Raw genomic sequence first — 19,288 nt, forward strand, 5'->3', positions numbered from 1 at the left:
CAAACCAGGCAATCCGTGTTTCAACCGGGAAAGGTGAATGGATAAGATCGAAGTTCGGGGCGCCCGCACCCACAATCTCAAAAATATCAACCTCATAATCCCTCGCGACAAACTCATCGTCGTGACCGGGCTTTCGGGGTCTGGCAAATCCTCACTGGCTTTCGACACCTTGTATGCCGAAGGACAGCGTCGTTACGTTGAATCTCTCTCCGCGTACGCGCGTCAGTTCCTGTCGCTGATGGAAAAACCGGATGTCGATCATATTGAAGGGTTATCGCCTGCGATCTCCATCGAGCAGAAGTCGACTTCGCATAACCCGCGTTCAACGGTCGGTACCATTACTGAAATTCACGACTACCTGCGTCTGCTGTATGCGCGCGTGGGTGAGCCGCGCTGCCCGGACCACGACGTCCCGCTGGCGGCGCAGACCGTGAGCCAGATGGTGGATAACGTGCTGTCGCAGCCGGAAGGCAAACGCCTGATGCTGCTGGCGCCAATTATTAAAGAGCGTAAAGGCGAACACACCAAAACGCTGGAGAACCTGGCAAGCCAGGGCTATATCCGCGCCCGTATTGACGGCGAAGTGTGCGACCTGTCGGATCCGCCAAAACTGGAGCTGCAGAAAAAGCACACCATTGAGGTGGTGATCGATCGCTTTAAGGTGCGTGAAGACCTCGCGACGCGTCTTGCGGAATCGTTCGAAACGGCGCTGGAACTCTCCGGTGGTACAGCCGTTGTTTCCGATATGGACGACCCGAAAGCGGAAGAGCTGCTCTTCTCCGCCAACTTTGCCTGCCCGATTTGCGGCTACAGCATGCGCGAGCTGGAACCGCGTCTGTTCTCGTTCAACAACCCGGCAGGCGCATGCCCAACCTGCGACGGCCTGGGCGTACAGCAGTATTTCGACCCGGACCGCGTGATCCAGAACCCTGAGCTGTCGCTGGCAGGCGGCGCCATTCGCGGCTGGGATAAGCGTAACTTTTACTACTTCCAGATGCTGAAATCGCTGGCGGAGCACTATAAGTTCGACGTGGAAGCGCCGTGGGCCAGCCTCAGCCCGAACGTGCACAAAGTGATCCTGTTCGGTTCCGGTAAAGAGAACATCGAGTTCAAATACATGAACGATCGCGGTGATACCTCCGTGCGTCGCCACCCGTTCGAAGGGGTGCTGCACAATATGGAGCGCCGCTACAAAGAGACCGAATCCAGCGCGGTACGCGAGGAGCTGGCGAAGTTCATCAGCAACCGCTCCTGTGCCACATGTGAAGGCACGCGTCTGCGTCGCGAAGCGCGTCATGTCTTTGTCGAAAACACGGCGCTGCCGACCATCTCAGACATGAGCATCGGCCACGCGATGGACTTCTTCAACAACCTGAAGCTCTCCGGTCAGCGCGCGAAAATCGCTGAAAAAGTGCTGAAGGAGATTGGCGATCGTCTCAAGTTCCTGGTGAACGTGGGTCTGAACTACCTGACGCTTTCCCGCTCGGCAGAAACGCTGTCCGGCGGTGAGGCCCAGCGTATCCGCCTGGCCAGCCAGATTGGCGCAGGCCTGGTGGGCGTGATGTACGTACTGGATGAGCCGTCAATCGGCCTGCACCAGCGCGACAACGAACGTCTGCTCGGCACGTTGGTCCACCTGCGCAACCTCGGTAACACGGTGATTGTGGTGGAGCACGACGAAGACGCGATTCGCGCTGCGGATCACGTGATCGACATTGGTCCTGGCGCGGGCGTACACGGCGGTCAGGTGGTCGCGGAAGGGACGCTGAAAGATATTATGGCGGTACCCGAGTCGCTGACCGGCCAGTACATGAGCGGCAAGCGTAAGATTGAGGTGCCAAAACAGCGCGTAGCGGCAGATCCGGAAAAAGTGCTGAAGCTGACCGGCGCGCGCGGCAACAACCTGAAAGATGTGACGCTGACGCTACCGGTTGGCCTGTTTACCTGCATCACTGGCGTGTCCGGTTCCGGTAAATCGACGCTGATTAACGATACCCTGTTCCCGATTGCGCAGACGGCGCTGAACGGTGCGACGCTGGCCGAGCCCGCGCCGTACCGAGACATTCAGGGGCTGGAACATTTCGATAAGGTTATCGACATTGACCAGAGCCCGATTGGCCGAACCCCTCGCTCGAACCCGGCGACTTATACCGGCGTCTTCACGCCCGTACGTGAACTGTTCGCCGGCGTGCCGGAAGCGCGTTCACGCGGGTACACGCCGGGACGGTTCAGCTTTAACGTGCGCGGCGGCCGCTGTGAAGCGTGCCAGGGCGATGGCGTCATCAAAGTTGAGATGCACTTCCTGCCGGACATCTACGTCCCGTGCGACCAGTGCAAAGGTAAACGCTATAACCGCGAAACGCTGGAAATTAAGTACAAAGGCAAGACCATCCACGAAGTGCTGGACATGACCATCGAAGAGGCGCGCGAGTTCTTTGACGCCGTCCCTGCGCTGGCGCGTAAGCTGCAGACCCTAATGGACGTCGGTCTGACCTACATTCGTCTGGGGCAGTCCGCCACTACGCTGTCGGGCGGTGAAGCCCAGCGCGTGAAGCTGGCGCGTGAGCTCTCCAAACGCGGCACCGGTCAGACGCTGTATATTCTGGATGAGCCGACTACCGGTCTGCACTTTGCGGATATCCAGCAGTTGCTCGACGTGCTGCATCAGCTGCGCGATCAGGGCAACACGATTGTGGTCATCGAACATAATCTGGACGTGATTAAAACCGCGGACTGGATTGTCGATCTCGGCCCGGAAGGCGGCAGCGGCGGCGGTGAAATCCTCGTCTCCGGTACGCCAGAGACCGTTGCAGAGTGCGAAGCCTCGCACACCGCGCGCTTCCTTAAACCGTTGCTGTAATGTCAGACGGAGAGTTGTTGTCGGGTCGCTTCCGGCAGCAGCTCTACGGCCTGTTTATAAGACGCATCCACCAGATAGTAAATTTGCGAGCCGGGCAGGGATCCATCCAGATAAACCGTGCTCCAGTGCGCCTTATTCAGGTGTTTGCTCGGCCTCACATCATCATGCTGCTGACGTAGTAAATCCGCCAACTCCGGGCTGGTTTTCAGCGACGCGGCCGGGCGGCCTTCGACCTCTTTCACCATCGCAAACAGCACATCTCCCACTTTTATCTGCGTGGCTTTCCAGTCGCTATGCACGCTCTGCTCCGCGCCAGGTTTACTCATGCAGTACTGAAGTAGCTCCGAAATTGTCATCATTATTCCCCTTGTAGCGTTGCGATAATTTTACGCGAACCACCGTGAATGCGATGTTCTCCCAGCCAGATCCCTTGCCACGTTCCCAGCAGTAGCCGCCCGTTGTGTACCGGCAGCATCAGCGATACCCCGAGCAGAGAAGATTTGATATGCGAAGGCATGTCATCTGCGCCCTCATAATCGTGCTCATAGGGGGCGTTGTCCGGGACACTCTTCAGAAAATGGTTTTCCATATCAGACCGGACAGTGGGATCGCAATTTTCATTAAGCGTGAGGGAGGCTGACGTGTGTTGAAGCAGCAGATGCAGTAAACCCGTTGTGACGCGCGACAAATCGCGGATTTGCCCGATGACTTCCTCCGTCACCAGGTGAAACCCGCGGGGTTTAGCGCTTAAGGTCAGGGTCTGTTGATACCACATGTGCTGCTCCGTTTAGAAAGATGAACCTTTCTAAGTGTGCAGCAAGAAGTCGAAAGGTAAAACCCGCCGCAGCGATATTTGATTAAAAAAGAATCAAACTCGCGGCCAGACGCTTAATACTCCGAGTTAACAATCACCTCTTCGCCAAATTTTCCGGCCATCGGCAGCGGTCGATAGGTCGAGTTAGAGGCGCGTAACACCCTGATCGCTCTGGCTCCTGTATCCTGCGCCGCGGTAATGTCGTTATCCGAATCACCATAGAACACTTTGATGTTTTTCTTCTCCAGCCACTGGGTTTTGGTGTTTTGCCCTTCTTTGTCACCCGCAAAAATGACCGGGTTCATGTTGGCAGCCGGGATCTGGAAATCATCCTGCAGGGTTCTGGAGACGGTTTCTGTTTTGGCCTGACTACGACCGGTGACGAAGTAAATGCTGTCGCCGCGCTTCACATGCATGGCAATGACCGCCCGGGCGACCTCTTTCGGGATACTGTAATCGTCCCAGCCGTTATTCATCTTTTCCCAGAACGCCGGGTTCTTCAGATACGCTTCACTGTCCGGCGAATACATTTTTTTGCCGCGCCAGAATCCCGGGCTGGAGAACAGAACGGTGTCGTCAATATCAAAGCCAACGGCCATGGGCGGGCGGCCCATCAGACTGTTTTCGATTTGGGCCACGGATACCCAGTGAATAGGAGCCTGTTCGGCAAGAATGGCAGCGGTAGTGCCGGTGTAAAGCGGCGTTGGCGCAGAAGCGCGCGCGACGACGGCACTATTAAGTGAGAACAATAAGCAGGCGGCGCTGAGCGCCAGTGTGATCTTGCGCATATTTTCCCCTGAATATTCAGTTCGTTATCGTTTTATTTTGAGTGAATGGTCAAAAAACTATCCGACCATAACCCCAGCGGCAGGTGAAGAAAAGGAGTTTTTGATTATCAATCTGAAGAAAAAGAAGACGATCACAAAGCGAGACATCGACCTGAGTAGCCTGATGCCATCACCCCGGCCCTCTCCCACAGGGAGAGGGAGAAACCGTAGTGAGTACTTACATTACCGCAGCAAATGCCTGTGCCACGCGATGAACGTTGCTGGCATTGAGACCCGCGACGCACATGCGGCCGCTGGCAATCAGATAGACGCCGAACTCGTCGCGCAGACGGTCGACCTGCGCGGCGCTCAAACCGGTGTAGCTGAACATCCCGCGCTGCCTGATCAGATAATCAAAGTTATGCCCCGGTACCGCCTCTTTCAGCACGTTGACCAGCTCCTGACGCATCGACAGAATGCGCTTACGCATGGATTCCACTTCGGCAAGCCAGCTAGCTTTCAGCTGTTCGTCGCCGAGTACCGTCGCCACAACCTGCGCACCAAAGTTCGGGGGGCTGGAGTAGATACGGCGCACCGTAGCTTTAAGCTGACCCAGCACGCGGCTGGCAGCTTCGGCATCTTCGCAGACCACGGACAGCCCGCCGACGCGTTCGCCATACAGGGAGAAGATTTTCGAGAAAGAGTTGCTCACCAGCACAGGCAGGCCGGCACTCGCAACGGCGCGGATAGCATAGGCATCGTCTTCCATCCCGGCGCCAAAGCCCTGATAGGCGATGTCGAGGAATGGAATCAGGTTGCGAGCCTTGAGCACCTCAATGACGGCATCCCACTGGTCATTGGTGAGGTCCGCACCCGTTGGGTTGTGGCAGCACGGATGCAGCAACACAATGCTGCGCGCCGGCAACGTTTTCAGTTTTTCCAGCAGGGCTTCAACGCGCACGCCGTTGGTTTCGCTGTCAAACCACGGATAAGTCTCGACATTAAAGCCTGCGCCCTCAAAAATTGCGACGTGGTTTTCCCACGTCGGGTCACTGACCCACACGCCGGAATCCGGGAAGTATTTTTTCAGGAAATCAGCACCGACTTTCAGCGCGCCCGATCCACCCAGCGTCTGGATGGTCGCCACACGTTTTTGCGCAAGTACCGGATGATCGGCCCCAAACAGCAGCGGTGCAATGGTATTGCGGTACGCATTGAGCCCTTCCATCGGCAGATAGAGCGACGCTCCATGCGGGACCGCATTCAGACGCGCTTCGGCTTCGGCAACGGCTTGTAACTGAGGAATAATACCCTCTTCGTTGTAATACAAACCGATGCTGAGGTTCACTTTATCGCTGCGAGGATCTTCTTTGAAACGCTCCATTAAGGAGAGAATAGGGTCGCCGGCATAGGCGTCAACGTTCTGAAACACGCGATGGTTCTCCGGAATTCGATGAGGCAGGAGTTTCAACAATAAACCGGAAGTGGGAGAAGGTCGAGAGGATGTTAATAAAGTTGAAGTGAGGTTAATAACCTCACTTCACAGACGGTTCAGTCAAGGTATTTCATCGCCACCCGGGAGGTCAGGCGAGTAATAAGTTCGTAAGCACTCACTTTCGTGATTTCAGCAATGCGCTCAACGGGCAGGCCCTCACCCCACATCACCACATCATCACCTGCTTTATCCTGGGTGTCGGGTCCAAGGTCCACGCAAATCATGTCCATCGCGACGCGACCGACAATGTTGACCTCGCGACCGTTGACCAGCACCGGTGTACCTGTCGGTGCAGCACGCGGATAGCCATCTCCGTAGCCCATCGCCACCACGCCAAGGCGCGTATCGCGCTCGCTAATCCAGGTGCCGCCATAGCCCACCGGCTCGCCCGCTTTGTGCTCACGCACGGCAATCAGATTCGAGACCAGCGACATCACTGGCTTAAAGCCAAAGTCCGGCCCCCAGGGTTTGCTCTCCAGAGGCGACACGCCATAAAGAATAATGCCCGGGCGCGCCCAGTCAAAGTGCGACTGCGGCCACAGCAGGATCCCGCCGGAAGCCGCAATCGATCGCATTCCCGGCTTGCCTTCGCAGAAGGTGTTAAAGATATCGAGCTGCTGCTCGGTTGCCCCACATTCAGGCTCATCGGCACGCGCAAAATGGCTGACGATGTTCACGGGCTGGCGCACATTTTTGCACCGGCACAAACGCTGATAAAACGCCTCCGCATTTTCCGGGCGAACGCCCAGACGGTGCATGCCCGTGTCGAGCTTCATCCAGACGGTAACGGGTTCACTCAGCTCGGCGTTTTCCAGCGCGGACAGCTGTTCTTCGTTATGTACCGCCGTGTGCAGATGCTGGTCAGCAATCGTAGGCAAGTCTGTGGCTTCGAAAAAGCCTTCCAGCAGCAAAATGGGTTGCGTGATCCCCCCCGCACGCAGGCGGAGAGCTTCTTCAAGACGGGCGACGCCAAAGGCGTCGGCATCGGGGAGCGTTCGCGCGGTCTCAAGAAGACCGTGTCCGTAAGCGTTCGCTTTCACGACTGCAACGAGCTTGCTGGCGGGCGCCAGTTCACGCAAACGTTGCAGGTTGTGTCGCAGAGCGCGGCGGTTAATGACTACAGTTGCCGCTTGCATTTGAATTCCTTAGAAATTACTCATCATCATATTGAGGACCGGCGTAGTTGTCGAAACGCGACCACTGTCCGTTAAAGGTCAGACGCACCGTCCCGATCGGGCCGTTACGTTGTTTACCAATAATAATTTCGGCGATCCCTTTCAGGTCGCTGTTCTCGTGATAAACCTCATCACGGTAGATGAACATGATTAAGTCGGCATCCTGCTCGATGGAGCCGGATTCACGCAGGTCGGAGTTGACCGGGCGTTTATCGGCACGTTGTTCCAGGGAGCGGTTCAGCTGCGACAGCGCCACCACCGGCACGTGCAGCTCTTTGGCTAACGCCTTAAGCGAGCGGGAAATCTCTGCAATTTCCAGCGTACGGTTATCGGAGAGCGACGGCACGCGCATCAGCTGGAGGTAGTCGATCATGATGAGGCCGATGCCGCCGTGTTCGCGGGCGATACGGCGCGCGCGGGAGCGCACTTCCGTCGGCGTCAGGCCAGAGGAGTCATCGATATAGATGTTACGTTTTTCCAGCAGAATGCCCATCGTGCCGGAGATACGCGCCCAGTCTTCATCATCGAGCTGGCCGGTACGGATACGGGTCTGGTCCACGCGCGACAGCGATGCCAGAGAACGCATCATAATCTGCTCGGAGGGCATCTCAAGACTGAAGATGAGAACAGGTTTATCCTGCAACATTGCGGCGTTTTCGACGAGGTTCATCGCAAATGTCGTTTTACCCATCGACGGACGCGCTGCAACGATAATCAGATCCGACGGCTGCAGGCCGGCGGTCTTTTTGTTGAGGTCGTCATAACCGGTGTTGACCCCGGTGACACCATCGTGCGGTTGCTGGAACAACTGCTCGATACGCGCCACGGTCGCGTCGAGCACATCGGCAATGTTTTTAGGCCCTTCGTCTTTGTTCGCACGGCTTTCGGCAATTTTAAAGACGCGGGACTCCGCCAGGTCGAGCAGGTCTTCGCTGGTGCGCCCCTGCGGATCAAAACCGGCTTCGGCGATCTCGTTCGCCACCGATATCATCTCACGGACGACGGCACGTTCCCGCACGATATCAGCATAAGCGCTGATGTTCGCCGCGCTTGGCGTGTTTTTTGACAGTTCTGCCAGGTAGGCAAACCCGCCGACGCTGTCCAGCTGCCCCTGACGCTCAAGCGATTCCGCGAGCGTAATCAGGTCAATCGGGCTGCCCGACTCCTGCAGGCGCGCCATTTCGGTAAAGATATGACGGTGCGGACGGGTGTAGAAATCCTCAGACACCACGCGCTCAGCGACGTCGTCCCAGCGTTCGTTATCCAGCATTAAACCGCCCAACACCGACTGTTCCGCTTCAATCGAGTGCGGCGGGACTTTTAACCCTGCGACCTGGAAATCACGCTCGCGAGGTTCAGTCTGTTTGTTGAAGGGTTTGTTTCCTGCCATAGTGAATGGAGTTACCGAGATAAAGAGTGGGTCGAAAGATTACCATATTTTTCTTACGGAGGGAGCATGGCAACGCGCATTGAGTTCCAGAAACACGGCGGTCCGGACGTACTGAAAGCGGTTGAGTTTACCCCCGCAGCGCCTGGCGAGAACGAAATTCAGGTTGAAAACAAAGCTATCGGCATTAACTACATCGATACCTATATTCGCGGCGGTCTCTACCCGCCTCCGTCAATGCCGAGTGGTCTGGGCACCGAGGCGGCCGGTGTCGTCATTAAAGTGGGCAGCGCGGTTAAGCATATTAAAGAGGGCGACCGCGTGGTGTATGCGCAATCTGCGCTGGGCGCTTACAGCTCCGTCCACAACGTTCCGGCGGATAAAGCCGCTCTGCTGCCTGGCGCTATCTCCTTCGAGCAGGCGGCCGCTTCGTTCCTGAAGGGGTTAACGGTTTACTATCTGCTGCGCAAAACCTATGAAATTAAACCCGACGAGCAGTTTCTTTTTCATGCCGCAGCGGGTGGCGTGGGGCTGATTGCCTGCCAGTGGGCGAAAGCCTTAGGCGCGAAACTCATCGGTACCGTGGGCAATGCCCAAAAAGCGCAGCGTGCGCTGGACGCGGGGGCGTGGCAGGTGATCAACTATCGCGAAGAGAGCATCGTCGAGCGCCTGAAAGAGATTACTGGAGGTAAAAAAGTGCGCGTGGTGTATGACTCGGTGGGCAAAGACACCTGGGAGGCGTCGCTGGACTGCCTGCAACGTCGCGGGCTGATGGTGAGCTTCGGGAATGCGTCAGGCGCTGTCACTGGCGTCAATCTTGGCATCCTGAATCAGAAAGGCTCGCTCTACGTGACCCGCCCTTCCCTGCAGGGCTATATCACCAACCGGGAAGAACTGGAGGAAGCCAGCAACGAGCTGTTCTCGCTGATCGCCAGCGGCGTGATTAAGGTGGACGTGGCGGATGCGCAGAAATATCCGCTGACCGATGCGCAGCGTGCGCATGAGGTGCTGGAAAGCCGGGCGACACAGGGTTCAAGTTTACTCATTCCCTGAGCCCCAAAAAGAAATTGGGCTTCCCGTGGGAAGCCCTTTCTTTTTTTAGTTCGGCTGTATGTAGGGTACAGCTCGATGAATTCTGTAGCGGCAGCCATAGTGACAGATTCGATAAGTAAATCCTATTCTGTTCTAAGTAATGCTGCCGGGAAAGTTACAAGTATGTGACGAACCCCTCAATACCTTAGTAACGGAAGCGGTTATTGCGCTGATAAGTCGGCAGTTTTGGTGATTTAATCGCCCGTATCGCCCACACCACCGCAATGGCCAGTAATAACCACGGCAGCAGTTTGATGGTCAGGGCAAACAGTCCGCCGATAAACATCACCACCGTCGCCACGACGAGCGCAGCGAGAATGCCGAGCAGCGAAACGCCCGTGGCTAAAAGCATGACAAAAAAGCCAATGACAAAAAGTAGTTCCAGCATGGTGCTCTCCCACGAATTCCCGAGTAATACAGTCTGTATTACAAGAATCATGCCAAAACTAAACCATTGTTCTTAAAGAAAAACGCCCCGCAATGATATGCAGGGCGTGGTGAATTTGACGATCTTTTAGCGAAAATTATCGCTTATCTGCGACCAGTCGCAGCGCATGTTCCAGCACCTCGATATCCGCACCGGCTTTATGTGCGTTCTCACTGAGGTAACGACGCCACTGCCGCGCCCCCGGTATGCCCTGGAACAGGCCCAACATATGGCGGGTAATGTGGCCGAGATACGTGCCGTTGCTCAGCTCGCGCTCAATGTAAGGATACATGGCGCGCACGACGGCAACCGGATCGGTATCGGCGCCGTCAACGCCAAAGATTTCACGGTCGACCGTCGCCAGAATGCCCGGGTTCTGATACGCCTCGCGTCCGACCATCACGCCGTCCATATGTTCGAGGTGCGCTTTGGCTTCTTCAAGCGACTTAATACCGCCGTTGATCGACATCGTCAGATGCGGGAAATCACGTTTAAGCTGATATACGCGCGGATAGTCCAGCGGTGGGATCTCACGGTTCTCTTTCGGGCTCAGGCCGGAGAGCCAGGCTTTACGGGCGTGGATGATAAACATCTCGCATTCGCCTTTGCCGGACACCGTGTTGATGAAATCGCACAGGAATTCGTAGCTGTCCTGGTCGTCAATGCCGATACGGGTTTTGACCGTCACGGGAATGGAGACCACATCACGCATCGCCTTGATACAGTCGGCAACCAGCTGCGCGTTCCCCATCAGACACGCACCGAACATACCGTTTTGCACACGGTCTGAAGGACAGCCAACGTTGAGGTTAATCTCGTCATAGCCGCGCGCTTCCGCCAGCTTCGCACACTGCGCCAGCGCGGCCGGATCGCTGCCACCCAGCTGCAAGGCAACCGGATGCTCTTCTTCACTGTATGCCAGATAGTCGCCCTTGCCGTGAATGATTGCACCGGTGGTCACCATTTCGGTGTACAGCAGCGTATGGCGGGAGAGCTGACGCAGGAAGAAGCGGCAGTGTCTGTCCGTCCAGTCGAGCATTGGCGCAATGGAGAAACGGTGTGCTGGGAAAGCGGTCTGGTATTCTGACAACATGGCGAAGTTTTAAGCATCTGGTGGAAAAGGGGCGCTACTATAGCACAAAGAAAAGCCGGAGGCGCAGCGCCTCCGGTGCACTTTAGAACGTCATGCTTAGCTGTGCCCCTGCGCCCCAGGTTTCGTCTTCACCGTAGAGGCCCATCAGGTCAACATGCACGGTGTTGAACGGCGCGAAGCCGACACCACCGGTAAAGACGTTGCTGTCGTTACCCTTCACGTCAGCGCGATAACCTGCGCGTACCGCCAGCCAGCTCAGCGGGGTCACTTCAGCACCTACCCCAACATACTGCGACGTATCTTCGCTCTTGAAACCTTTGGTTTCGGTCAGATCGCCATCAGCAGTCAGCGTGACCAGATCGTTGTGCCAGGCGGCGCCCGCGGTGACCAGCGGACGGATCTGGTAGGTGTCTTTATAGCTCACCACTTCTCCCGTGCGCCCGTTGCGGATGCGGATATCCTTGCTGTCGATATCGCGTGACATCAGGTTTTGCCCGCTCAGGCCGACCGTCCAGTTTTCGCCAAAATCAGCGGCAATACCAGCATCAACGTTAAAGCCCGTATCGTCTGTACGGTAGCGGCTATCGTTCCACTTATTACTGTCGTAATCGTAGATGGAAGTGGTGTAGTTATAGATCCAGGTTTTTTGCAGTTTTGGCGTGACGCCAACGGAAACCGGGATGCCCCCGAGATCGAACTGACGGGCAACCGCAATACCGTAGTCGGACACAATCGCCGCCCGACCCGACGCCGTTGAGTTGAGGTTTTTGGTAATCTGATCCGTGCCATTCAGCGCTGCATCCAGGGCAACACCGGCAGCAACCACATCGCTTCGTTGAATACTGCGCAGATAATCAATATCTTGCTGGTCGATAGATGAGCTAACCCGACCATGAGCATAACCTTTGGCCATAAAGGCCACGGAAAGCACATCGTTAGGGATACTCACGGCAAGTCCTGCCCCTGCCGTTGCACGTGCAGTTTTACCCTTGAGATAGTCCAGTTCATCGGCAAGATCTTTGGCCGCGCCCTGGAACTGGTTGATCGAACCTAACGGATTGGTGATGACTTCAATAGGCGTAAGGTTATCAACCACATCCTTATAGTGATTGATTTTGTCGTTGATGGTATCAATCTCATCCTGAAGATTGTCTTCATCCGTCACCTGCACCCCAACGGATGGCAAAATGACCGTCACATCATCGTCCGGTTTTGCCTTTGCCAGCAGCGCGGGGTTGATTAACGCTCCGCTGCCATAACTGCCAGCGGCTACGCCCGTCCCGCCCATGGCGTCGCTACGTGATTCTGTCCAGGTATTGGCTGCTCCCGCCTGATTTGCCATAAACAGGGAAACAGCAATGCTAACCACCGAAAATTTAAAATGTTTTTTCACAGTATGCCCGTAATAGTTTGTTATTAGATAACCCCTGTCTGTTATCACCCAAACAGGAACGAACTATTGCTGTGAATAAGAAGCAAAAGACCCGCTATTTCTTTCCCTAAGTGAAATTCCCTTACGGCCTGTTGTAATTTGTGACGGCCTTCAATATTTATAGAAGAGGAAATTATTTTTTCACAGGTTTTCCATCATGCGGGCCAAAAAACTGCGGAGGATGGTCAACCCAGCGATCCTCCCGCGTGGCGGCATAGACCGGATTGAGCGGATAGTAGATGCGGTTGTGCTTCTTGTTGGCCTCGCCCACCACCAGTAACCGAACCTCTTCATCCGTGTTGTTGATAAAGGTATGGCAGACGCCGGTTCCGGCAGGAAAGCCCACGCTGTCGCCGGGTTCAAGTTTCCACAAATAGCCATTAATCCAGGCTTCAGGATAGCCCTCAAGCACGTAGATAAACTCTTCTTCGTCACTCTCTGCATGGGGATAGGATGTCCGACGCCCGGGCATTAAACGCTCATGATGAATGCCGATACGTCGGAGGCCAAGGCTGCGGGCCAGCGGTGCACCGATAGAAAAGAGCTCATTACTGTCGGGGTAGGTGGCGTCATCCGGCCCTTCTATGTCGCGCCAGTGCTTAATACAGTCTGGTTTTTTCATGATGATATTCCCGATTTGCGATGCGTCAGGTATAGCACAGCCTGACGGATATCGGTGTTTTTACCAGAACATGATAAAGTGAGGGTTTTACGTCCCAGAACATCCGAGGTGCTCAATGGATAAGTCCACAAAAGAGCTGTTAGCGCAGGCCGAAAAGCTGTGCGCGCAACGCAATGTGCGCCTGACTCCGCAGCGCCTTGAAGTCTTACGTCTGATGAGCCTGCAACAGGGTGCCATCAGCGCCTATGACCTGCTCGACCTGCTCCGCGAAAGCGAGCCGCAGGCTAAACCGCCGACGGTGTATCGCGCACTGGATTTCCTGCTGGAACAAGGATTTGTTCATAAAGTGGAATCCACAAACAGCTATGTACTGTGCCATCTTTTCGATCAGCCCACCCACACGTCGGCCATGTTTATCTGCGACCGTTGTGGCGTAGTGAAAGAAGAAGCTGCGGAAGGCGTGGAAGACATTATGCATACGCTGGCGGCAAGAATGGGGTTTGCCCTGCGTCATAATGTGATTGAAGCACACGGGCTGTGTTCAGCGTGTGTCGAGGTGGAAGCGTGTCGACATCAGGATGAGTGTCAGCATGACCACTCTATTCTGGTGAAAAAAAAGCCGCGTTAGCAGCAAAAGAAAAGGCGGCCTGAAGCCGCCCCAGTAGGTTATTCAGCGTTACCAGCGGTAATCGTTGCGGGTTTCCCAGTCTTTGACTTCGTTTTCCGCCTGATCTTTCGCGTAGCCGTAACGTTCCTGAATTTTACCGACAAGCTGATCGCGCTTACCTTCAATGACGGTCATATCGTCATCTGTCAGCTTACCCCACTGTTCTTTCGCTTTACCTTTGAACTGCTTCCAGTTGCCGCCGATTTCGTCTTTATTCATCATCGTGTCCTCTTAGTTAAGCGTCGGGTCGTAACGTCCGTTACGTTCTTTTCTGCTGGACGTGATAATTATTGTAGTTAAGGATTCGGCGGTTGATTTCATATTCGGAATCTTTAACCATCACGATATATCGTGACGCGAAGGAAACCAGGTATTGTTTTGCCAGTGGCGGCGCCATATAAAAGCCAGCGACAGGCCACGCAGAGAGAGAAAGACCGCAAGCGCCAACCACAAACCGTGATTACCCAGCCAGGGAAGCGTCAGCAGCGTCAGGCCAAATCCCGCCGCCGCAACGGCCATACTGTTACGCATTTCCGCCCCGCGCGTCGCACCAATAAACATGCCGTCCAGCAGATAACACCAGACACCCACCACCGGTAAGATGACTTGCCAGATGAGATAGTGGCTCGCCAGTTCGCGCAGCGCAGGGAGAGAGGTCAGTAAAGCAACAATCTGTTCGCCGAAGCAGGCATAGACCACGGCAAACACCAGCGCTACCAGTCCTGACTGACGGCAGGCTGCCCGCCAGACATCATGAAGCTGCCCGCTTTCACGCGCGCCATACGCCTGCCCCGAATGTGCTTCAACCGCGTAGGCAAAGCCGTCCAGCGCATAGGCGGTAAACGTCAGCAGCGTCATCAATACCGCGTTGACCGCGACGATTTCAGGCCCCAGCCGTGCACCGAAGACCGTCAGCGCGCCGAAGCAGAGTTGCAGAAGCAGCGAGCGCAGCATGATGTCACGGTTAAGCGCCAGCAGCTTACGGATATTGCCGCGCCATGCGGTTTTCAGCAGCGCGAGGGAGATCCCGCGCATCGCCAGCACGCGCCAGACCATCCACAGCCCCATCACAAAGGTCCCGTATTCAGCAATCGCCGTCGCCAGTGCCGCGCCCCGCACGTTCATATGGAGGCCCATCACCAGCCAGAGATCCAGCACGATGTTGAGCAGGTTTCCCACGACCAGCAGAATCACTGGCGCACGAGCATACTGAACGCCCAGTAACCAACCCAGCAGAACCAGATTTGCCAGCGAAGCGGGCGCACTGAGCCAGCGGATTTCGAGAAAACGTCGCGCCTGCTCCAGTACCGCCTCACTGCCGCCAACGATATGGAGCGCAAGGTCAATCAGGGGATCACGGAGTAAAACGATTAACGCGCCCGCGCCCAACGCAAGAATCAGCGGCTGCACCAGCGCCCGCGCCAGACGTAACGGATCTTTTGCACCATACGCCTGTGCCGTGAGTCCGGTGGTGCTCATGCGCAAAAAGAGCAGCAGCATAAAGAGGAAGCTGGTTGCCGTCGCGCCAATCGCCACGCCGCCAAGATAGACAGGGGAATCGAGATGCCCAATAACGGCCGTGTCGACCAGACCCAGCAAGGGCACGGTGATATTGGAGAAAATCATCGGCAGTGCAAGACGCCACAATGCCTTATCGGATGCCGTCAGCAGTGACATGAGAAACACCGGGAGTGGTCAATAAGGCAGGCTACAGCGGAACCGTAGCCTGTCAGGAAGAGATTACAGCCATTCACCGTTGCGAATCACACCGACCGCCAGACCTTCGATAGAGAAGCTCTGTTCGCGGAGATCGACCACAATGGGAGAGAACTCGCTGTTTTCGGGCAGCAACTGAACGGTGTTACCCTGCTTTTTCAGACGCTTAACGGTCACTTCGTCATCAATGCGCGCGACCACCACCTGGCCGTTCCGCACATCCTGCGTTTTGTGTACCGCCAGCAGATCGCCGTCGAGAATGCCGATATCTTTCATCGACATGCCGCTTACGCGCAGCAGAAAATCTGCGCTCGGCTTGAACATACCAGGATCAACCTGGTAGTGGCCTTCGATATGCTGCTGCGCCAGCAGCGGCTCACCCGCAGCAACACGGCCTATCAGCGGAATGCCCGTCTCTTCTTCCACCAGCAGGCGGATACCGCGTGACGCGCCTGAAACAATTTCAATCACGCCCTTACGTGCCAGCGCTTTCAGGTGTTCTTCGGCAGCATTCGGAGAACGGAAGCCCAGACGCTGAGCGATTTCCGCACGCGTGGGTGGCATACCCGTCTGGCCGATATGATCCCGAATGAGATCAAACACCTCTTGCTGCCTGGTCGTTAATGCTTTCATTCCGCCCCCTGGGTGTATATACAGTTATGCTGTGAGTATATACAGTCAAAGGTGAATTTGGAACCAAAAACTGCACAAAAAACCAGGGACTTAATTATTCCTCGAGGCTCATCGGAAATGTGACCAAAGCAGCGTGACCCAGGTAATGACTGCAGTGATAATCGCCAGCAGCACAGCGGCAGAACCCATGTCTTTCGCGCGACCGGAGAGCTCGTGGAATTCTGAGCCAATACGGTCAACAACGGCCTCAATAGCGCTATTGAGAATTTCCACTATCATCACCAGAAGCACGGAACCGATGAGAAGTACGCGGGTAATAGCATCGACATCAAGGAAACAGGCGATGATGACCGCGATGATAGCGGCGACACCTTCCTGACGAAAGGCGGCTTCGTTGATCCACGCTGCACGGAAACCTTTCCATGAATAGCCGGCGGCTTTGATGATACGCGTTAACCCAGTGGTATTATTGGCCATTAAAAGAACCTTTTATGAAAAAAAGCGTCAGTAACAGGAACTGTAGCGCGTTTCGCTACAGCCTGAAGTATGACGGGTAACAACAGAAATTTTGCGCGCTTTCTGTTATCCTTGCGCCGCAATTGCATTATTAACCAGAGGCTTTACATCGTTTATGTCCGGCTGGCCACGAATTTACTACAAATTACTTAATTTACCATTAAGCATCCTGGTAAAAAGCAAGTCTATCCCAGCAGAACCCGCGCTGGAATTGGGGCTCGATACGTCGCGTCCTATTATGTACGTTTTGCCTTATAACTCGAAGGCAGACTTACTGACCCTTCGCGCCCAATGTCTGGCGCATGACTTACCTGACCCGCTTGAACCGCTGGAAGTCGACGGCACGTTGTTGCCGCGCTACGTGTTCATTCATGGCGGGCCGCGTGTATTTACCTATTACACGCCAAAAGAAGAGTCCATTAAGCTGTTCCACGACTATCTCGACCTGCACCGCAGCAATCCCGATTTGGATGTGCAGATGGTGCCGGTATCGGTGATGTTTGGCCGCCGTCCGGGCCGTGAAAAAGGCGAAGAGAATCCGCCGCTGCGTATGCTTAACGGCATCCAGAAGTTCTTCGCGGTCTCCTGGCTGGGACGCGACAGCTTTGTGCGCTTCTCCCCTTCCGTTTCACTGCGCCGAATGGCAGATGAGCACGGTACCGACAAGATCATCGCGCAGAAGCTGGCGCGCGTAGCACGTATGCACTTCGCCCGTCAGCGCCTCGCGGCCGTCGGGCCACGACTCCCGGCGCGTCAGGACCTGTTCAACAAACTGTTGGCCTCCAAAGCGATCGCCCGCGCCGTTGAAGACGAAGCGCGTAGCAAGAAGATTTCGCATGAGAAAGCCCAGCAGAACGCCATTGCGCTGATGGAAGAGATTGCCGCGAATTTCTCTTACGAGATGATTCGCCTTTCCGATCGTATTCTCGGCTTTACCTGGAACCGCCTGTATCAGGGCATCAACGTTCATAACGCCGAGCGTGTACGCCAGCTGGCGCATGATGGCCATGAAATTGTCTATGTCCCCTGCCACCGCAGCCACATGGACTACCTGCTTCTCTCCTACGTGCTCTATCACCAGGGGCTGGTACCACCGCACATCGCGGCCGGTATTAACCTGAATTTCTGGCCAGCGGGCCCGATCTTCCGCCGCCTGGGCGCCTTCTTTATCCGTCGTACCTTCAAGGGCAATAAGCTCTACTCCACCGTGTTCCGCGAGTATCTGGGCGAACTGTTCAGTCGCGGCTATTCCGTGGAGTACTTCGTGGAGGGTGGTCGCTCCCGTACCGGACGTCTGCTTGATCCGAAGACCGGCACGCTGTCGATGACCATTCAGGCGATGCTGCGCGGCGGAACCCGTCCGATCACGCTGGTGCCTATCTACATTGGTTATGAGCACGTCATGGAAGTGGGTACGTATGCCAAAGAACTGCGTGGCGCAACCAAAGAGAAAGAGAGCCTGCCGCAGATGTTGCGCGGCCTGAGCAAGTTACGCAACCTGGGTCAGGGCTACGTGAACTTTGGCGAGCCAATGCCGCTGATGACGTACCTGAACCATCACGTTCCGGAGTGGCGCGAATCCATCGATCCTATCGAAGCGGTTCGTCCTGCCTGGCTGACGCCAACGGTTAACGGCATTGCATCCGAGCTGATGGTGCGTATTAACAACGCGGGGGCGGCTAACGCCATGAACCTGTGCTGTACCGCGCTACTGGCTTCTCGTCAGCGCTCCCTGACCCGTGAACAGCTCACGGAGCAGCTGGACTGCTACCTGGACATGATGCGCAACGTGCCGTACTCGGTTGATTCAACGGTTCCTGCGGCTACCGCCAGCGAGCTCATCGATCACGCGTTGCAGATGAACAAGTTTGAAGTCGAGAAGGACACGATCGGCGACATCATCATTCTGCCGCGCGAACAGGCCGTGTTGATGACGTACTATCGCAACAACATCGCGCATATGCTGATGCTGCCGTCGCTGATGGCGGCCATCATTACCCAGCATCGCCACATTTCACGTCAGGAGCTATTGCGTCACGTTGATACGCTCTACCCGATGCTGAAAGCGGAGCTGTTCCTGCGCTGGAGCAAAGATGAGCTGGCCGTTGAGCTGGATAAACTGACGGAAGAACTTCGTCGTCAGGGGCTGATCACCGTTGCCAACGATGAGCTGCATATCAATCCGTCACGCTCCCGAACCCTGCAGCTGCTGGCGGCCGGCGCGCGCGAAACGCTGCAGCGCTACGCCATTACGTTCTGGCTGCTGAGTGCGAACCCGTCGATCAACCGCGGTACGCTGGAGAAAGAGAGCCGGACGCTGGCACAGCGCCTGTCTGTGCTGCACGGCATTAACGCACCAGAATTCTTCGACAAAGCGGTCTTCAGTTCCCTCGTGCTGACGCTGCGTGATGAAGGCTTCATCAGTGATACGGGCGATGCCGAGCCAGAAGAGACGCTGAAGGTTTACCAGATGCTGGCAGAGCTGATTACGTCAGATGTGCGCTTGACGATTGAGAGCGCGACGCAGGGCGACTGATGTAAAAAAGCCGGGTGGTGGTTTCATCTTTCCCGGCCTGATGTTCTGCATAAGAT

At 55.7% G+C, this 19,288-nt stretch carries 18 protein-coding genes; 4 read left to right on the forward strand and 14 right to left on the reverse strand.

What is annotated here, in order from left to right:
- Positions 1-37 precede the first annotated feature (37 nt).
- A complete protein-coding gene (uvrA, locus tag ACOTXR_RS16475) occupies positions 38-2,860 on the forward strand; it encodes an excinuclease ABC subunit UvrA (protein WP_023331804.1) in 2,823 nt (940 codons plus the stop codon).
- A gap of 2 nt (positions 2,861-2,862) precedes the next feature.
- Here the strand turns inward: uvrA and ACOTXR_RS16480 are convergent, their stop codons facing one another.
- From ACOTXR_RS16480 to dnaB, 6 genes are all read right to left on the reverse strand, one after another.
- Positions 2,863-3,216 carry an MmcQ/YjbR family DNA-binding protein gene (locus tag ACOTXR_RS16480; protein WP_014882150.1) on the reverse strand — a complete coding sequence of 118 codons (354 nt, stop codon included), beginning with the start codon at positions 3,214-3,216 and terminating at the stop codon, positions 2,863-2,865.
- A gap of 2 nt (positions 3,217-3,218) precedes the next feature.
- The gene (locus tag ACOTXR_RS16485; RefSeq protein ID WP_058690137.1) at positions 3,219-3,635 is read right to left on the reverse strand and encodes a secondary thiamine-phosphate synthase enzyme YjbQ; all 417 of its coding nucleotides are present in this window, start codon (positions 3,633-3,635) and stop codon (positions 3,219-3,221) included.
- A 113-nt stretch (positions 3,636-3,748) separates the two neighbouring features.
- The gene (aphA, locus tag ACOTXR_RS16490; RefSeq protein ID WP_058690138.1) at positions 3,749-4,462 is read right to left on the reverse strand and encodes an acid phosphatase AphA; all 714 of its coding nucleotides are present in this window, start codon (positions 4,460-4,462) and stop codon (positions 3,749-3,751) included.
- A gap of 217 nt (positions 4,463-4,679) precedes the next feature.
- Complete coding sequence (gene tyrB / locus ACOTXR_RS16495) at positions 4,680-5,873, reverse strand: aromatic amino acid transaminase (protein ID WP_014882147.1); 1,194 nt, start codon at positions 5,871-5,873, stop codon at positions 4,680-4,682.
- Between the two features lie 119 nt (positions 5,874-5,992).
- Positions 5,993-7,072, reverse strand: a complete 1,080-nt coding sequence (alr, locus tag ACOTXR_RS16500; protein ID WP_058690139.1) for an alanine racemase — start codon at positions 7,070-7,072, stop codon at positions 5,993-5,995.
- A gap of 16 nt (positions 7,073-7,088) precedes the next feature.
- Positions 7,089-8,501, reverse strand: a complete 1,413-nt coding sequence (dnaB, locus tag ACOTXR_RS16505) for a replicative DNA helicase (RefSeq protein WP_008503375.1) — start codon at positions 8,499-8,501, stop codon at positions 7,089-7,091.
- Between the two features lie 66 nt (positions 8,502-8,567).
- On the opposite strand from dnaB, the gene ACOTXR_RS16510 reads away from it, so the two are divergent.
- Positions 8,568-9,551: a quinone oxidoreductase gene (locus ACOTXR_RS16510; RefSeq protein WP_014882145.1), complete on the forward strand. Its 984-nt coding sequence runs from the start codon at positions 8,568-8,570 to the stop codon at positions 9,549-9,551.
- Between the two features lie 184 nt (positions 9,552-9,735).
- Here the strand turns inward: ACOTXR_RS16510 and pspG are convergent, their stop codons facing one another.
- From pspG to ACOTXR_RS16530, 4 genes are all read right to left on the reverse strand, one after another.
- Positions 9,736-9,978: an envelope stress response protein PspG gene (pspG, locus tag ACOTXR_RS16515; RefSeq protein ID WP_014882144.1), complete on the reverse strand. Its 243-nt coding sequence runs from the start codon at positions 9,976-9,978 to the stop codon at positions 9,736-9,738.
- 136 nt (positions 9,979-10,114) lie between these two features.
- On the reverse strand, positions 10,115-11,110 hold the full coding sequence (dusA, locus tag ACOTXR_RS16520; protein ID WP_014882143.1) for a tRNA dihydrouridine(20/20a) synthase DusA: 996 nt from the start codon (positions 11,108-11,110) through the stop codon (positions 10,115-10,117).
- Positions 11,111-11,192: 82 nt separating this feature from the next.
- Entirely contained in the window at positions 11,193-12,452 is a 1,260-nt protein-coding gene (gene traF, locus ACOTXR_RS16525; RefSeq protein WP_176602214.1) for a conjugal transfer protein TraF, read from the reverse strand.
- Positions 12,453-12,675: 223 nt separating this feature from the next.
- Positions 12,676-13,164 carry a cupin domain-containing protein gene (locus ACOTXR_RS16530; protein ID WP_048996666.1) on the reverse strand — a complete coding sequence of 163 codons (489 nt, stop codon included), beginning with the start codon at positions 13,162-13,164 and terminating at the stop codon, positions 12,676-12,678.
- A 115-nt stretch (positions 13,165-13,279) separates the two neighbouring features.
- On the opposite strand from ACOTXR_RS16530, the gene zur reads away from it, so the two are divergent.
- Positions 13,280-13,792, forward strand: a complete 513-nt coding sequence (zur, locus tag ACOTXR_RS16535; RefSeq protein ID WP_014882140.1) for a zinc uptake transcriptional repressor Zur — start codon at positions 13,280-13,282, stop codon at positions 13,790-13,792.
- Between the two features lie 48 nt (positions 13,793-13,840).
- On the opposite strand, the gene ACOTXR_RS16540 is transcribed toward zur, so the two are convergent.
- The 4 genes from ACOTXR_RS16540 to ACOTXR_RS16555 form a co-directional block, all read right to left on the reverse strand.
- The gene (locus ACOTXR_RS16540; RefSeq protein WP_014882139.1) at positions 13,841-14,050 is read right to left on the reverse strand and encodes a CsbD family protein; all 210 of its coding nucleotides are present in this window, start codon (positions 14,048-14,050) and stop codon (positions 13,841-13,843) included.
- A 120-nt stretch (positions 14,051-14,170) separates the two neighbouring features.
- Positions 14,171-15,508, reverse strand: coding sequence for an MATE family efflux transporter DinF (dinF, locus tag ACOTXR_RS16545; protein WP_014882138.1), 1,338 nt, complete (start codon positions 15,506-15,508; stop codon positions 14,171-14,173).
- 63 nt (positions 15,509-15,571) lie between these two features.
- The gene (gene lexA / locus ACOTXR_RS16550) at positions 15,572-16,180 is read right to left on the reverse strand and encodes a transcriptional repressor LexA (protein WP_014882137.1); all 609 of its coding nucleotides are present in this window, start codon (positions 16,178-16,180) and stop codon (positions 15,572-15,574) included.
- A gap of 108 nt (positions 16,181-16,288) precedes the next feature.
- Positions 16,289-16,657, reverse strand: a complete 369-nt coding sequence (locus tag ACOTXR_RS16555) for a diacylglycerol kinase (RefSeq protein ID WP_014882136.1) — start codon at positions 16,655-16,657, stop codon at positions 16,289-16,291.
- A gap of 154 nt (positions 16,658-16,811) precedes the next feature.
- Here ACOTXR_RS16555 and plsB point away from each other — a divergent pair, with 154 nt between their 5' ends.
- The gene (plsB, locus tag ACOTXR_RS16560) at positions 16,812-19,232 is read left to right on the forward strand and encodes a glycerol-3-phosphate 1-O-acyltransferase PlsB (protein WP_047624764.1); all 2,421 of its coding nucleotides are present in this window, start codon (positions 16,812-16,814) and stop codon (positions 19,230-19,232) included.
- Positions 19,233-19,288 lie beyond the last annotated feature (56 nt).

The sequence above is a fragment of the Enterobacter cloacae complex sp. IR53030 genome, assembly GCF_049238365.1.
In the GTDB taxonomy this organism is placed as follows: domain Bacteria; phylum Pseudomonadota; class Gammaproteobacteria; order Enterobacterales; family Enterobacteriaceae; genus Enterobacter; species Enterobacter kobei.

What these genes read in the sequence shown, in the direction of transcription:
- plsB (WP_047624764.1), top strand. Translation starts at nt 16,812, where the DNA reads ATGTCCGGCTGGCCACGAATTTACTACAAATTACTTAATTTACCATTA.
- dusA (WP_014882143.1), bottom strand. Translation starts at nt 11,110, where the DNA reads ATGTTGTCAGAATACCAGACCGCTTTCCCAGCACACCGTTTCTCCATT.
- ACOTXR_RS16555 (WP_014882136.1), bottom strand. Translation starts at nt 16,657, where the DNA reads ATGGCCAATAATACCACTGGGTTAACGCGTATCATCAAAGCCGCCGGC.
- traF (WP_176602214.1), bottom strand. Translation starts at nt 12,452, where the DNA reads ATGGCAAATCAGGCGGGAGCAGCCAATACCTGGACAGAATCACGTAGC.
- dnaB (WP_008503375.1), bottom strand. Translation starts at nt 8,501, where the DNA reads ATGGCAGGAAACAAACCCTTCAACAAACAGACTGAACCTCGCGAGCGT.
- pspG (WP_014882144.1), bottom strand. Translation starts at nt 9,978, where the DNA reads ATGCTGGAACTACTTTTTGTCATTGGCTTTTTTGTCATGCTTTTAGCC.
- dinF (WP_014882138.1), bottom strand. Translation starts at nt 15,508, where the DNA reads ATGTCACTGCTGACGGCATCCGATAAGGCATTGTGGCGTCTTGCACTG.
- ACOTXR_RS16540 (WP_014882139.1), bottom strand. Translation starts at nt 14,050, where the DNA reads ATGAATAAAGACGAAATCGGCGGCAACTGGAAGCAGTTCAAAGGTAAA.
- ACOTXR_RS16480 (WP_014882150.1), bottom strand. Translation starts at nt 3,216, where the DNA reads ATGACAATTTCGGAGCTACTTCAGTACTGCATGAGTAAACCTGGCGCG.
- ACOTXR_RS16510 (WP_014882145.1), top strand. Translation starts at nt 8,568, where the DNA reads ATGGCAACGCGCATTGAGTTCCAGAAACACGGCGGTCCGGACGTACTG.
- aphA (WP_058690138.1), bottom strand. Translation starts at nt 4,462, where the DNA reads ATGCGCAAGATCACACTGGCGCTCAGCGCCGCCTGCTTATTGTTCTCA.
- uvrA (WP_023331804.1), top strand. Translation starts at nt 38, where the DNA reads ATGGATAAGATCGAAGTTCGGGGCGCCCGCACCCACAATCTCAAAAAT.
- ACOTXR_RS16530 (WP_048996666.1), bottom strand. Translation starts at nt 13,164, where the DNA reads ATGAAAAAACCAGACTGTATTAAGCACTGGCGCGACATAGAAGGGCCG.
- lexA (WP_014882137.1), bottom strand. Translation starts at nt 16,180, where the DNA reads ATGAAAGCATTAACGACCAGGCAGCAAGAGGTGTTTGATCTCATTCGG.
- ACOTXR_RS16485 (WP_058690137.1), bottom strand. Translation starts at nt 3,635, where the DNA reads ATGTGGTATCAACAGACCCTGACCTTAAGCGCTAAACCCCGCGGGTTT.
- alr (WP_058690139.1), bottom strand. Translation starts at nt 7,072, where the DNA reads ATGCAAGCGGCAACTGTAGTCATTAACCGCCGCGCTCTGCGACACAAC.
- zur (WP_014882140.1), top strand. Translation starts at nt 13,280, where the DNA reads ATGGATAAGTCCACAAAAGAGCTGTTAGCGCAGGCCGAAAAGCTGTGC.